The 12,453-nt window shown below is 71.2% G+C and carries 14 protein-coding genes and 1 pseudogene; 10 read left to right on the top strand and 5 right to left on the bottom strand.

Annotation, left to right across the window (positions count from 1 at the left end; translation table 11 throughout):
- Positions 1–78: 78 nt before the first annotated feature.
- The 3 genes from EZH22_RS03855 to EZH22_RS03845 form a co-directional block, all read right to left on the bottom strand.
- Positions 79–234 (bottom strand): hypothetical protein, encoded by a 156-nt coding sequence (locus EZH22_RS03855; protein ID WP_203194455.1) that lies wholly within the window; start codon positions 232–234, stop codon positions 79–81.
- Positions 235–390: 156 nt separating this feature from the next.
- Complete coding sequence (locus EZH22_RS03850; RefSeq protein WP_203194454.1) at positions 391–873, bottom strand: VOC family protein; 483 nt, start codon at positions 871–873, stop codon at positions 391–393.
- A gap of 27 nt (positions 874–900) precedes the next feature.
- Positions 901–1,899, bottom strand: coding sequence for a tyrosine recombinase XerC (locus EZH22_RS03845; RefSeq protein WP_203194453.1), 999 nt, complete (start codon positions 1,897–1,899; stop codon positions 901–903).
- A gap of 153 nt (positions 1,900–2,052) precedes the next feature.
- On the opposite strand from EZH22_RS03845, the gene EZH22_RS03840 reads away from it, so the two are divergent.
- Together EZH22_RS03840 and cobT are read left to right on the top strand one after the other, a co-directional pair.
- Positions 2,053–2,715 (top strand): PadR family transcriptional regulator, encoded by a 663-nt coding sequence (locus EZH22_RS03840; protein WP_231711288.1) that lies wholly within the window; start codon positions 2,053–2,055, stop codon positions 2,713–2,715.
- A 457-nt stretch (positions 2,716–3,172) separates the two neighbouring features.
- The gene (gene cobT / locus EZH22_RS03835) at positions 3,173–4,225 is read left to right on the top strand and encodes a nicotinate-nucleotide--dimethylbenzimidazole phosphoribosyltransferase (protein ID WP_203194452.1); all 1,053 of its coding nucleotides are present in this window, start codon (positions 3,173–3,175) and stop codon (positions 4,223–4,225) included.
- Between the two features lie 16 nt (positions 4,226–4,241).
- On the opposite strand, the gene EZH22_RS03830 is transcribed toward cobT, so the two are convergent.
- Positions 4,242–5,264 (bottom strand): sensor histidine kinase, encoded by a 1,023-nt coding sequence (locus EZH22_RS03830; protein ID WP_203194451.1) that lies wholly within the window; start codon positions 5,262–5,264, stop codon positions 4,242–4,244.
- A gap of 144 nt (positions 5,265–5,408) precedes the next feature.
- Between EZH22_RS03830 and EZH22_RS03825 the strand changes: the two genes are divergently transcribed.
- The 7 genes and pseudogenes from EZH22_RS03825 to EZH22_RS03795 all read left to right on the top strand — a co-directional run bounded on the left by EZH22_RS03825 (position 5,409) and on the right by EZH22_RS03795 (position 10,654).
- Positions 5,409–5,897 carry a thermonuclease family protein gene (locus tag EZH22_RS03825; RefSeq protein ID WP_203194450.1) on the top strand — a complete coding sequence of 163 codons (489 nt, stop codon included), beginning with the start codon at positions 5,409–5,411 and terminating at the stop codon, positions 5,895–5,897.
- 116 nt (positions 5,898–6,013) lie between these two features.
- Positions 6,014–6,625, top strand: coding sequence for a glutathione S-transferase family protein (locus EZH22_RS03820; protein ID WP_203194449.1), 612 nt, complete (start codon positions 6,014–6,016; stop codon positions 6,623–6,625).
- Position 6,626: 1 nt separating this feature from the next.
- The gene (locus tag EZH22_RS03815) at positions 6,627–7,037 is read left to right on the top strand and encodes an MBL fold metallo-hydrolase (protein WP_203194448.1); all 411 of its coding nucleotides are present in this window, start codon (positions 6,627–6,629) and stop codon (positions 7,035–7,037) included.
- Entirely contained in the window at positions 6,932–7,372 is a 441-nt protein-coding gene (locus EZH22_RS03810) for an MBL fold metallo-hydrolase (RefSeq protein ID WP_203194447.1), read from the top strand. The genes EZH22_RS03815 and EZH22_RS03810 overlap by 106 nt, the downstream gene beginning before the upstream one ends.
- Positions 7,373–7,376: 4 nt before the next feature.
- Positions 7,377–8,054 (top strand): uracil-DNA glycosylase family protein, encoded by a 678-nt coding sequence (locus EZH22_RS03805; protein WP_231711287.1) that lies wholly within the window; start codon positions 7,377–7,379, stop codon positions 8,052–8,054.
- Between the two features lie 180 nt (positions 8,055–8,234).
- A pseudogene (locus EZH22_RS03800) lies at positions 8,235–9,370 on the top strand (Mrp/NBP35 family ATP-binding protein).
- A gap of 192 nt (positions 9,371–9,562) precedes the next feature.
- On the top strand, positions 9,563–10,654 hold the full coding sequence (locus EZH22_RS03795) for a TRAP transporter substrate-binding protein (protein ID WP_203194445.1): 1,092 nt from the start codon (positions 9,563–9,565) through the stop codon (positions 10,652–10,654).
- A 69-nt stretch (positions 10,655–10,723) separates the two neighbouring features.
- Here EZH22_RS03795 and EZH22_RS03790 read toward each other — a convergent pair whose 3' ends face one another.
- Positions 10,724–11,146, bottom strand: a complete 423-nt coding sequence (locus EZH22_RS03790; RefSeq protein WP_203194444.1) for a hypothetical protein — start codon at positions 11,144–11,146, stop codon at positions 10,724–10,726.
- A gap of 322 nt (positions 11,147–11,468) precedes the next feature.
- Here EZH22_RS03790 and EZH22_RS03785 point away from each other — a divergent pair, with 322 nt between their 5' ends.
- The gene (locus tag EZH22_RS03785) at positions 11,469–12,410 is read left to right on the top strand and encodes a glycine--tRNA ligase subunit alpha (protein WP_203196368.1); all 942 of its coding nucleotides are present in this window, start codon (positions 11,469–11,471) and stop codon (positions 12,408–12,410) included.
- The last annotated feature ends 43 nt before the right edge of the window (positions 12,411–12,453 follow it).

The raw sequence follows: 12,453 nt of genomic DNA, 5'->3' as shown, positions 1-12,453 counted from the left end.
AAGGATCGGGACATAAAAAAACCCTCCGGCTACAGGAGCCGGAGGGGGATGGAGGTCCCTTGAAGAACAGTCGAAGCGTCAGCCGTCCTTCTGGCTGACGGGCGTGCTCGCGGTCGTGGTCGAGGACCCGGTCGCGGCATTGGTCATGCCAGGGCATCCGCTGCCGCCGGCGAAAGCGGGCGCGGTCCCGGCAAGGACGGTCAGGGCGCACAAGGTGAAAGCGAAGCGCTTCATCTTTCTCTCCTGCCTTCGTTTGGGTGTCACAGATCAATTAAGACACGGGATGGTGGTGCTGCGAACCCTGCCTGCGTCGGGGGGCGATCACGATTTCTTGCACCCTTGAGCGTTGCCGCAGCCGGGGCCGGTCCCGCCGATGTCCATGACGCAGCGTCATTGCGCCCCGTGGGCCGGGCCCGGCGGCGGGGGTGCTCCGGCCTGAAGATAGGTCACCGCCTCGATCCGCCAGCCGTCCGGATCCATGAGGAAGGCGGCATAATAGCCCGGCCCGTACTGGGGCCGCAGGCCCGGCGCCCCATGGTCGGTGCCGCCGGTGGCCAGCCCCGCCGCGTGGAACGCCGCCACGGCCGGCACGTCCGGCGCGCAGAAGCAGACGTGGGTGCCGGGCGGCGGCGCCAGGGGCCCCTCCCTCAGCTGCACCCAGAACGGGGCGGCGCCGATGGCGCCTTCCGGCGCCGGCAGGGTGCCCGGCGGGCCCCAGCAGGCGGAAGCCCCTTCCGGCTCGTCATAGTCCGCCACCCGTACCAGGCCGAGGGGCGCCAGCGCCGCATCGTAGAAGCGGACGGCACGCGCGAGGTCCACCGTGGTCAGCGAAAGATGCTCGATGACGGGACGCACCGGCGGCGGGAACACCATGGCCTCTCCTCTCCTTGTCCGGCGGTTTCATTTTCCGGGCGTCGCGGTGGCGGCGCGCGGATGGGCGGCGCGATAGGCGGCCATGAGGGCGGTGGCATCCACCTGCGTGTAGATCTGCGTGGTGGACAGCGAGGCGTGGCCGAGCAGTTCCTGGATCGCCCTGATCTCCCCGCCGCGCGACAGCAGGTGCGTGGCGAAGGAATGGCGCAGGGCGTGGGGCGTCGCGCTCTCCGGCAGGCCGAGGGCGCCGCGCATGCGCTCCACCGCCAGCTGCACGATGCGCGGCGACAGGGGCCCGCCCCTGGTGCCGCGGAACAGCGGACCGTCCGGTCCGAGGGCGTGCGGGCACAGGGCCTCGTATGCGGCGATGGCGGCCCGCACCGGGGCGATCAGCGGCACCATGCGGGTCTTGCGGCCCTTGCCGGTGACGGTGATCTGCCCGGCCCCGGCGGGCACCTGGCGGGGGGTGAGGCCGAGGGCCTCGGAAATGCGCAGCCCGGCCCCATAGAGCAAGGCGATGACGGCGGCATCGCGCGCCAGCACCCAGGGCTCGCGCGGGTCCCCGGCGCGGGTGGCAGGATCGGCGAGGGCGCGGGCGGCGGCGACGGAGACGGGCTTGGGCAGGCTGGCGGGCACCTTGGGGGCGCGTACGGCGGCGAGCGCCCCCACCTTGCCCAGCCCCTCGCGCTCCAGGTGCCGGCCGAAGGAGCGCGCGGCGGCCAGCAGCCGCACCAGGGTGCGCGGCGCCACCCCGTCGGCGCGGCGGGCGGCGAGCACGGCCCGCACGTCGGCCGGGGTGAGGGCGGCAAGGTCGAGAAGGCCCGGCCGGGCGCCGAGATGGCCGGTGAGGCGCTGGAGCACCACGCCGAGGTCGCGGGCGTAGGCCTCCAGCGTCTTGGCGGAGAGCCGCCGCTCGTGGGCGAGGCGGGCGAGCCAGGCCTGCGCCGCCTGCGCCACATCCGGGCTCGCCGCGGACAGGAGGCCATGGGTGGCGCGCGCGGCCTTCTGGTCGTCGGTCATGGCCATGCGCGGTGCTCCCGGTTCGGTCTTTCGACTATGCGCCGCGCCCCTTCAGAAACCCTGAATCGGGATCCGGCGCGAAGGGGCTTGCGTTTTAGATATATCGAACGATATAAAGACTGCAGTTGTATCTTACGACATATCTGAGGAAACGAAATCATGTTTGGATGCAGGCATCACCGGAACGAGATGTATGACCCCCGCGACATGCGCGGGGACATGCGCGACGAGATGCGCCACGCCGGCGGCCCGGGCCGCGGCGATTTCGGCGGGCATCGCGGCGGCGGGCGCGGCGGGCGGGGCGGGGGCGGCGACATGTTCCGCATCGGCCGCATGCTGGCGCAGGGCGACCTGAAGCTCTTGGCCCTGTCGCTCATCAACGAGCAGCCGCGGCACGGCTACGAGATCATCAAGCTGATCGAGGACAAGACCGCCGGCTGGTATTCCCCCAGCCCCGGCGTGGTCTATCCCACCCTCACCTTCCTCGAGGAGGCCGGCTACGTGACCTCGGAGACGGACGGCGCCAAGAAGCGCTACGCCATCACCGAGGAAGGCCGGGCCTATCTCGGGCAGAACCGGGACTTCGCCGATGCCATCATCGGCCGCCTCTCGGAGATCGGCCTGAAGATGGGCCGGGTGAAGAAGTGGATGGGCTGGAGCGAGAACGGCCCCAGCCACGGCGCGGACCTGCCCCGGCTGGTGGAGGCGGCGCTGGAGAACCTGCGCGATGTCTCCCAGCAGAAGCTGGAGGCGAACCGCGGCGCCGAGACCCGCATCGTGGAGATCCTCGCCCGCGCGGCGAACGACATCCGCGAGGCGTGAGAGGGGGCGTGGGCCGGCCCCGGCCGCCCACGCCTCACCCTCGCCGTCGCGCGCCAGGAGACGGCAGGTTGCCGGAGGACGCCCTTTCATGGCGGGCTTGTCCCTGAAGTCGGCTGTTGCCGACTTCAGCCCTTGCAGGCGCAACCGGCAAACATGCAGGTTTCGCAGTTCCATCCCCCGCCCGTCCGTTTTCGTTTCCCGGCTCGCACTCCGCTGCGCTGCATGCGTCCGGGGCACGCGGGCGGCCGGGAGCCCGCCTCGAACGCCGGTGATTGTGACGTGGCGTGGATGCCCGGCACATGGCTGGGCATGACGGCTGGCGAGAGCAGGGCCGGAGCGCTGTCGCCGGTTTCGGTTTGTCCGCCGTGACACCTGTCCGCAACACCCGTCCCATTTGCCCCGCGCCCTCCGGCGCTCTATTCAGCGGCAGCTCCCTTTTCCCAAAGCCCGAGTTGCCATGTACCCGCCAGAACAGCGCGCTCCTGAAAACGGCACGGCCCTCACCGGCCAGCCGTTCGACGACATCCGCCGCCTCGTCGCCACCATGCCCGGCCCCAGCGAGGGCGCGCGGGAGGCGGCGCTGGCGCGTCAGGAGCAGTTGGTGAAGCCGCTCGGCGCGCTCGGCCGGCTGGAGGCCATCGCGGTCCATCTCGCCGCCTGGCAGGGCAATTCCCTGCCCACGGTCAACCGGCCCATGGTGGCGGTGTTCGCCGCCACCCACGGCATCGCCGACCGGGGGGTCTCGCCTTATCCCGGCGCGGTGACCAAGCAGATGATGGCCACCTTCACCGCCGGCAAGGCGGCGGTGAACCAGATCTGCGCCACCTTCGACGCCGGGCTGCGGGTGTTCGACCTCGCCCTCGACTATCCCACCCCCGACATCACCCAGGCCGCCGCCCTCGACGAGAAGGCCTGCGCCGCCACCATGGCCTTCGGCATGGAGGCCATCGCCGGCGGATCGGACCTGCTGTGCCTCGGCGAGATGGGCATCGGCAACACCACCATCGCCGCCGCGCTCTGCCACGGCCTCTATGGCGGGGCGGCCGAGGACTGGGTGGGCGCCGGCACCGGTTCCACCGGCGAGGTGCTCGCCCGCAAGGTCGCGGCGGTACGCGCGGCGGTGGCCTTCCACCAGGACCACCTCGCCGACCCGCTGGAGGTGCTGCGCCGGCTCGGCGGACGCGAGGTGGCGGCCATTGCCGGCGCCATCATCGCCGCCCGGCACGAGAAGGTGCCGGTGGTGCTCGACGGGTTCGTGGTCACCGCCGCCGCCGCCGTGCTCCACGCCATGGACCCCTCGGCCCTCGACCATTGCCTCGCCGGCCACGTCTCGGCCGAGAAGGCGCATGCCGCGCTGCTGCGGCGGCTCGGCCTCACCCCCATGCTCGATCTCGGCATGCGGCTCGGCGAGGGCTCCGGCGCGGCGCTGGCCATCGGGGTGGTGAAGGCGGCGGTGGCCTGCCATCGCGGCATGGCGACCTTTGCCGAGGCCGGCGTCTCGCAGGACTGAGCGTCGGGGGCGGCCTTCAGCTGCCGTGCATGGCGCGCGCCGCCGGGAAGGCGACGCGGGCCGATGTGCCCCCGCCCGCCCGGCGCACCAGGGTGAGGCTGCCCCCGTGCAGCGATGCCAGCCCGCGCACGATGGCGAGCCCGAGGCCGGCGCCGCGTCCGGTGGCGAGGTCCAGCCGGCTTTCGCGCGGATGCGCGCCGTCCAGCGGCAGCTCGCGGTCGGCGATGCCGGGGCCGGTATCCTCCACCGACAGGTAGGGCGCGCCGTCCCCGCCGATGCCGGCCCGCAGCCGCACGGTGCCACCGGCGGGCGTGAACTTCACCGCATTGGCGAGGAGGTTGAGGGCGATCTGGCGCAACGCGCGCTCGTCGCCCCACAGGCGCGGCGCCGGCCCGGAAATCTCCAGGCCGAGGGCCAGCGGCCGCGCCGCGGCGAGGGGGCCCATCATGCCGACGCAGTCCTCCGCCAGCAGGTCGAGCCGCACCGGCGTTTCCATCAGGCTGCGGTGGCCGATCTCGATGCGCGCGAGGTCGAGGAGGTCGTCGGCGAGGGACAGCAGGTGCCGGCCGGCCACATGGATGTCCCGCGCATAGCCGGCATAAGCGGGCACGCGGTGCGGGCCCAGCACCTCCTCCGCCATCATCTCGGAAAAGCCCATCACCGTGTTGAGCGGGGTCCGCAGCTCGTGGCTCATCTCGGCCAGGAACAGGGACTTCGCCCGGCTCTCGGCCTCGGCGCGGGCGCAGGCGGCTTCCGCCGCCCTGGCGCGCGCCTCGAAGGCGCGGCGGGCCGTCTCCTGCCGGGCGGCGTGCCGCAGCAGCAGCGCCGCGGCGACCGCGGCGGCCAGTCCTCCGGCGAGGGCGCCGGCGATCCCGGACAAGGTGGCCCCCGCCAAAGCGAACCCGCTGATGCCGAGGATGGCCGCCAGCACGGGGACGACGGGCGCGCGGGCCGGCGGCGCGAATCCCTGCGCCGCCGCCGCGGGCTCGGATGGGGAGCCGGCGGCGTCGCAGAGCGGGGGGCAGAACAGGCCGGACATGCGGCGGAGCCCTTCGCGCCCGGCGCGGCGCGGGAACGCGCGGCGGGCCTTGCGGTGACGATGTCGACTCCTGGGGCAAGTGGGGTTAACGAGCGGTTAACGGAACCAGCCCATGCTGCCGGTCATCCCCGGCCGGAGACGTGCATGCGCCTGTTCGACCTTCTGATTGGCGCGCTCGTGCTGCTCGGGCTCGCGGCGATCTCGGTGTTCATCCAGCAGCGGGAGGAGACGGACGGCGCCGCCTACGCCGTCGACGGGGACACGCTCGACGTGGCCGGCGCGCGGGTGCGCCTGGCCGGCATCGATGCGCCCGAGCTGAAGCAGGAATGCGTCCGCGACCGGCGCTCCTGGCCCTGCGGGGAGGTGGCGCGGCGGGTGCTGGAGGAGAGCCTGAAGGGCGCCGTGTCCTGCGCCGGCAACGGGCGGGACCCCTACGGGCGGATCGTCGCGCGCTGCACGGTCGGCGGGCAGGACCTGGCCGACCACATGGTGCGGGAGGGCCTGGCGGTGGCCTATCGCGGCCGGGACTATGCCGGATCGGAGGCGCAGGCGCAGGCGGCGCGGCGCGGCATCTGGGCCGGCTCCTTCCAGCCGCCGGCGGAGTATCGCTCCGATCATCCGCGCACGCCGTGACGGTGGAAGCCCCAAGCCCGCCGCGGCCCAGGCCGCGCGCTCCGACCCTTGCGCGGCGCGTTCCGGCGTGATCTTTCGCACGCCGAACGCGACGCATCGGGAGGCAGGGCAGGGCGATGAAGCTATATGACGCGGGACGGGCCCCCAACCCCCGGCGGGTGCGCATCTTTCTGGCGGAAAAGGGAATTTCGGTTCCGTTGGAGCCGGTGGACCTGGCCAGGATGGAGCATAAGTCGGACGCCTTCACCGGCATCAATCCGCGCCAGCGCGTGCCGGTCCTGGTCCTCGACGACGGCACCGCCATCGCCGAGACCATGGCCATCTGCCGCTATTTCGAGGCGCTCCAGCCCGAGCCCAACCTGTTCGGCCGGACCCCGGTGGAACAGGCGCTGGTGGAGATGTGGCAGCGGCGGGTGGAGCTGGACCTGTTCTTCCCGGTCATGACGGTGCTGCGCCACCTGAATCCGGGCATGGCCGGGATGGAGGTGCCGCAGGTGCCGGACTGGGGCGAGGCCAACAAGCCCAAGGTTCTCGCCGCGCTGGCGTTCTTCAACGACGCCCTGGCCGACCGGGCCTATGCGGCGGGCGAGCGGTTCAGCGTGGCGGACATCACGCTGCTGGTGGCCGTCGACTTCATGCGGGTGATCCGCACCGAGGTGCCCGCCTCCCACACCCACCTCCTGCGCTGGCACGACGTGGTGTCCCAGCGGCCGAGTGCAAAGGCTTGATATGATGCAGGTCAAGGTCGTCGGCTGCGGCGATGCTTTCGGGTCCGGCGGGCGCGGCAGCAGCTGCTACCTCGTGCGCGCCGCCGGACGGACGGTGACGCTGGACTTCGGTGCCAGCGCGCTGGTGAATTTCAACCGGTTCGCCCTGCCGTCCGCCGACATCGACACGATCTTCCTCAGCCACCTCCACGGGGATCATTTCGCCGGCATCCCGTTCCTGCTGCTCGACGGCCAGTTCGTCCGCCGGCGGGAGAAGCCGCTGGTGGTGGTGGGCCCCCCGGCACCCGTGCGCGCCTCGATGTGGCGATGGAGGTGCTGTTCCCCGGCATGGGCCAGAACCGGTGGCGGTTCGAATGGCGGGTGGAGGAGGTGGAGCCCGGCTCCACCACGCGCCACGGCCCCCTCACCCTGACCACGGCGGCGGTGATCCATCCCTCGGGCGCCCCCTCCACCGCGCTGCGCCTCACCGACGGCGCGCGCACCCTGGCCTTTTCCGGCGACACCGAGTGGACCGAGGCGCTGCTGCCCATCGCCGGCGGCGCCGACCTCTTCATCTGCGAGAGCTTCATGTTCGACGGCGCGCCGGTGGGCCATCTGGCCTACCGCACCCTTCTGGAGCGGCGGGCGGAGCTTGCCGCCCGCCGCATCCTCCTCACCCACATGGGCGACGAGATGTGGGCGCGGCGGGGCGAGGTGGATGCGCGCCACTTCGCCGTGGCCGAGGACGGGCTGGAGCTCGAGGTCTGATCCCGTGGACCCCGCCGCGCTCGACACCCTCCTCGCGCGCATCCGCGCCTGTCGGATCTGCGTCGAGGCGCCGCTCGGGCCGCCGCTGCCGCACGCGCCGCGCCCGGTGCTGCGGGTGTCGGCCACCGCCTCCATCCTGGTGGCGAGCCAGGCTCCCGGCACGCGGGTGCATGCCAGCGGCCTGCCCTTCACCGATGCCTCGGGCGACCGGCTGCGCGACTGGATGGGGGTGAGCAAGGAGGCGTTCTACGACGTGGCGCGCATCGCCATCGCGCCCATGGGCTTCTGCTTTCCCGGGCAGGATGCCAAGGGCGCCGACCTGCCGCCCCGGCGCGAATGTGCCGCCGCCTGGCACGACGCGCTGTTCTGCGCCCTGCCGCCGTTCCGGCTGATCCTCGCCGTGGGACGGCCGGCGCAGGCCTATCATCTCGCCCGGCTCGGCCTCGGCGCGCATCTCGGCCGCAGCCTGACGCAGACCGTGGCGAACTGGCGGAGCGTGCGGGCGGCCGGCGCGGCGCTCGCCGACCCGGTGGCGGTCTACACGCTGCCGCACCCGTCCTGGCGCAACACCGGATGGCTGAAGCGCAATCCCTTCTTCGAGGCGGAGCTGCTGCCGCAGCTCAAGGCCGACATTGCCCGTGCCCTGGGACCGCCCCGGGATGCACCGGAGCCGGAGCGATGACGACCGCGGCAGGGGGTGACACCGGGCGCTCCGGCTTGCCCAAGGTTTAATCAGCGCCCATATGTCAGGCTTTGCAGTTGGGGCCGGGCATGCGAATCAAATGACAATTTCGAGCTATTCCAGCCCGGCCCACGCCAGCCCCGAACCAGCGTGCGGACCACCGGCAGCGGAGTGAGAGACATGAGCAACGTCACAGCCGAACTGACCGAAGACCTGATCCGCTCCGCCCTCGCCAAGGTGCGCACGCCGGAGGGCGTCGCCCTTGCGGTCTCCCCGGCCCTGTCGGGAGTCGTCGTGACCGCGGGCAAGGTCTACCTCTCGATCAACGTGGACCCGGCCCAGGCGCGCGCCTGGGAGGACGTGCGCGGCGCGGCCGAGGCGGCGGTGAAGGCGCTGCCCGGCGTCGCCTCGGCCCTGGTCACCCTCACCTCCGAGCGCAAGATGGCGCCGCCTGCCCCCGCGCCCCACGGCCACGGCCATGGCCATGGCACGCCCGCGCCGTCGCGGGCGATCTCGGTGCCGGGGGTCGCGTCCATCATCGCCGTCGCATCCGGCAAGGGGGCGTGGGCAAGTCCACCACCTCCATCAACCTCGCTCTCGGCCTGCGCGACCTCGGCCTCAAGGTGGGGCTGCTCGATGCCGACATCTACGGCCCGTCCGTGCCGCGCCTGTCCGGGGTCGCCCAGAAGCCCGAGACCGTCGACGGCAAGGTCATGATCCCGCTGGAGAATTTCGGGCTCCAGCTGATGTCCATCGGCTTCCTCGTGGAGGAGGACACGCCGATGATCTGGCGCGGGCCCATGGTCATGTCCGCCATCTCCCAGATGCTGAAGGAAGTGAAGTGGGGCCCGCTCGACGTCCTGGTGGTGGACATGCCCCCCGGCACCGGCGACGCCCAGCTCACCATGGCCCAGCAGGTGAACCTCGCCGGCGCGGTCATCGTCTCCACGCCGCAGGACCTCGCCCTCATCGACGCGCGGCGCGGGGTGGCCATGTTCGAGCGGGTCAACGTGCCCATCCTCGGCGTGGTGGAGAACATGTCCCACTTCATCTGCCCGCATTGCGGCGGCCGCTCGGACATCTTCGGCCATGGCGGCGCCCACGCGGAAGCCGACAAGATGGGCGTGCCCTTCCTCGGCGAGATCCCGCTCCACATGCGCATCCGCGAGATGTCGGACGCCGGGCTTCCCATCGTCGTCTCCGACCCCGACAGCCCGCAGGCCGCCGCCTATCGCCATGTGGCGCAGGGGGTGAAGGCCGCGCTGGAGCGGGTGACCGCCTCCAGCCGGCAGGCTCCCCGGATTGTGATCGAGTGACCGGCGCAACCGGGGCGCGGCGCAAGGAAATTTCGTTTGCCGCCGCGCCCGGGAACTTTAAGGGTTCCGCCGCATCATTTTTGCGATGCAAACACGCTTCCATACCGCTACGGCGCCCTCTAGAAGAAGACCAACGATGGCCCGCCGCCAGCAGCAGGGCCGCGTTCGAAGTCGTCCTAGGGAGCCTCTTCCATGAAACGCCGTGATTTCCTGACCGCCGCCGGCGCGGGTGTCGCCGCTTCCGCCGCCGTCGCCATGCCGGCCATCGCCCAGTCGTCACCGGAAGTGAAGTGGCGCTGCACCTCGTCCTTCCCGAAGTCCCTCGACACCATCTTCGGCGCCGGCGAGCTCATGGCCCGCTCCGTGGCCGAGATCACCGACGGCAAGTTCCAGATCCAGATGTTCGCGGCGGGCGAGATCGTCCCCGGCCTGCAGGCGCTCGACGCCACGCAGAACAAGACGGTGGAGATGTGCCACTCCGCCTCCTATTACTATGTGGGCAAGGACCCCACCTTCGCCCTCGGCACCGCTGTGCCGTTCGGGCTCAACACCCGCATGATGAATGCCTGGTTCCAGTTCGGGAGCGGCCTTACCCTGCTCAACGAATTCTACAAGAAATACGGCGTGGTGATGCTGCCCGGCGGCAATACCGGCGGCCAGATGGGCGGCTGGTTCCGCAAGGAGATCAAGTCGGTCGCCGACCTCAAGGGCCTGAAGATGCGCATCGCCGGCATGGGCGGCCAGGTGCTGGCGCGGCTCGGCGTGGTGCCGCAGCAGCTCGCCGGCGGCGACATCTACCCGGCCCTGGAAAAGGGCACCATCGACGCCGCCGAATGGGTCGGCCCCTATGACGACGAGAAGCTCGGCCTCTACAAGGTGGCCCAGTATTATTACTTCCCCGGCTGGTGGGAGGGCTGCGCCGCCCTCAACTTCTTCGTCAATGACGAGAAGCTGGCCGAGCTGCCCAAGGCCTACCGCGCGGCGCTCGTCACCGCCGCGGCGCGGGCCAACGAGAGCATGCTGGCGAGCTACGACTACAAGAATCCGCCGGCCATCGAGAACCTGGTGAAGGCCGGCACACAGCTGCGCCGCTATCCCGACGACGTGATGGACGCCGCCTACAAGGAATCCTCCGCCCTCTACGAGGAAATCGGCGCCAAGAACCCCGATTTCAAGAAGATCTACGAGGACATGAAGGCGTATCGCGGCCCCGCTTACCAGTGGTGGCAGATCGCGGAATACACCTACGACAACTTCATGATCCGCGCCCGCAGCCGCGGCTGACGCCGGCTGGCCGCCCATGACGCAAGGCCCCGGAGCGCTGCTCCGGGGCCTTTTTCTTGAAGCGATCGGTCAGCGGCTCGGGCCGGGGGTTGCCTGGGTGCGACCGCCCTCCTGGGCCGGCCCCTGGTGGGTGTTCGGTCCGGCCTGGATGCCCGAGCGCGGCGTGATCGAGCCGGTGGTGTCCATCGTGGGGGTATCGCCGCTGCTGCTGTAGCCGGGGCTCGCCTGGGTGCGGCCGCCCTCCTGGGCCGGGCCGGCCTGGGTGTTGGGGCCGGCGGCGGTGCCCGGCCCCACGTTCGGTCGCGTGCCGGTGGTGTCCACGGCGTTGCCGCCATTGTAGCCCGGCGTCGCCTGGGTGCGGCCACCCTCCTGGGCGGGACCGCTGTGGGTGTTGGGCGCCGGCGCCGTGCCGCTCTGGGCCGACACCGCGCCGCCGGAGAGCGCGAACATGGCCGCGGCAAGGGCCGGGGCAGCAAATTTCAGAGCCTTCATCGTGGGTCTCCTCGTATGTGGCTGGGATGCAGAGACAACGACGCCCGGACGTTCTGGTTCATTTCGACCGGGGCGGATGGGGGCTGCGCTCGCGGCTGGCCTGCCGCGTCGCCGCCCGCATTCCGGGCGCCTGCGCGGGGGGGCAACCGCTGCCGGACGGCGTTTCACCGGTGGCCGGCCGGCGATGGCGCTTCCCTCCAAACCGATCGCGCACTAGTGTCCGCCCGCCGTGGCCGGGCCGGTCGCGCCGTTCCGTCTGCGCCGTGGCGCGCGGGGCATGCCGGCCTGTCCGCGCGGTACCAGTTCCAGCGAGCTTTCGATGATCGACACTTCCCTGCCGGCGCACATGCGGCCCGACCGCTCCTTCCAGGCCCTGCTGCTGACCCTCCAGCGCTTCTGGGCGGACCAGGGCTGCGTCATCCTCCAGCCCTACGACATGGAGGTGGGCGCCGGCACCTTCCATCCCGCCACCACCCTGCGGGCGCTGGGGCCGAAGCCGTGGAAGGCCGCCTACGTGCAGCCCTCGCGCCGCCCCAAGGACGGGCGCTACGGCGAGAACCCCAACCGGCTGCAGCACTATTACCAGTTCCAGGTGATCCTGAAGCCCTCGCCGGACAACCTGCAGGAGCTCTACCTGAAGTCGCTGGAGGCCATCGGCATCGACCTCAAGCTCCACGACGTGCGCTTCGTGGAGGACGACTGGGAGAGCCCGACGCTGGGCGCCTGGGGCCTCGGCTGGGAATGCTGGTGCGACGGCATGGAGGTGTCGCAGTTCACCTACTTCCAGCAGGTGGCCGGCGTCGAGTGCGTCCCCGTCTCCGGCGAGCTCACCTACGGGCTGGAGCGGCTCGCCATGTATGTGCAGGGGGTCGAGAACGTCTACGACCTCAACTTCAACGGCCGCGAGGGGGCGCAGAAGACCAGCTACGGCGACGTCTTCCTGCAGGCCGAGCAGGAATATTCCCGGCACAATTTCGAGGCGGCGGACACCCAGATGCTGCTCGAACAGTTCCGCATGGCCGAGGCCGCCTGCCACAAATACCTCGCCTTCGGCGACAAGGGCGAAAAGCACGAGATGGTGCTGCCGGCCTACGACCAGTGCATCAAGGCGTCCCACGTCTTCAACCTCTTGGACGCGCGCGGGGTGATCTCGGTCACCGAGCGGCAGAGCTACATCCTGCGCGTGCGCGAGCTGGCCAAGGCCTGCGGCGCCGCCTGGCTGAAGACGGCGGCGGGCGGGGCGGCCGCTGTGCCGATCGGCTGAAGGGCTGTTTATACCCTATGTGAATTTGGGCCGAACGGTTTAT

It is taken from the genome of Xanthobacter dioxanivorans, from assembly GCF_016807805.1.
Taxonomy (GTDB): Bacteria; Pseudomonadota; Alphaproteobacteria; order Rhizobiales; family Xanthobacteraceae; genus Xanthobacter; species Xanthobacter dioxanivorans.
Note: the sequence above shows the minus strand (reverse complement) of the source record. Positions and strands in the feature narration are given on the sequence as shown.

What these genes read in the sequence shown, in the direction of transcription:
- EZH22_RS03855 (WP_203194455.1), bottom strand. Translation starts at nt 234, where the DNA reads ATGAAGCGCTTCGCTTTCACCTTGTGCGCCCTGACCGTCCTTGCCGGG.
- EZH22_RS03850 (WP_203194454.1), bottom strand. Translation starts at nt 873, where the DNA reads ATGGTGTTCCCGCCGCCGGTGCGTCCCGTCATCGAGCATCTTTCGCTG.
- EZH22_RS03845 (WP_203194453.1), bottom strand. Translation starts at nt 1,899, where the DNA reads ATGGCCATGACCGACGACCAGAAGGCCGCGCGCGCCACCCATGGCCTC.
- EZH22_RS03840 (WP_231711288.1), top strand. Translation starts at nt 2,053, where the DNA reads ATGTTTGGATGCAGGCATCACCGGAACGAGATGTATGACCCCCGCGAC.
- cobT (WP_203194452.1), top strand. Translation starts at nt 3,173, where the DNA reads ATGTACCCGCCAGAACAGCGCGCTCCTGAAAACGGCACGGCCCTCACC.
- EZH22_RS03830 (WP_203194451.1), bottom strand. Translation starts at nt 5,264, where the DNA reads ATGTCCGGCCTGTTCTGCCCCCCGCTCTGCGACGCCGCCGGCTCCCCA.
- EZH22_RS03825 (WP_203194450.1), top strand. Translation starts at nt 5,409, where the DNA reads ATGCGCCTGTTCGACCTTCTGATTGGCGCGCTCGTGCTGCTCGGGCTC.
- EZH22_RS03820 (WP_203194449.1), top strand. Translation starts at nt 6,014, where the DNA reads ATGAAGCTATATGACGCGGGACGGGCCCCCAACCCCCGGCGGGTGCGC.
- EZH22_RS03815 (WP_203194448.1), top strand. Translation starts at nt 6,627, where the DNA reads ATGATGCAGGTCAAGGTCGTCGGCTGCGGCGATGCTTTCGGGTCCGGC.
- EZH22_RS03810 (WP_203194447.1), top strand. Translation starts at nt 6,932, where the DNA reads ATGGAGGTGCTGTTCCCCGGCATGGGCCAGAACCGGTGGCGGTTCGAA.
- EZH22_RS03795 (WP_203194445.1), top strand. Translation starts at nt 9,563, where the DNA reads ATGAAACGCCGTGATTTCCTGACCGCCGCCGGCGCGGGTGTCGCCGCT.
- EZH22_RS03790 (WP_203194444.1), bottom strand. Translation starts at nt 11,146, where the DNA reads ATGAAGGCTCTGAAATTTGCTGCCCCGGCCCTTGCCGCGGCCATGTTC.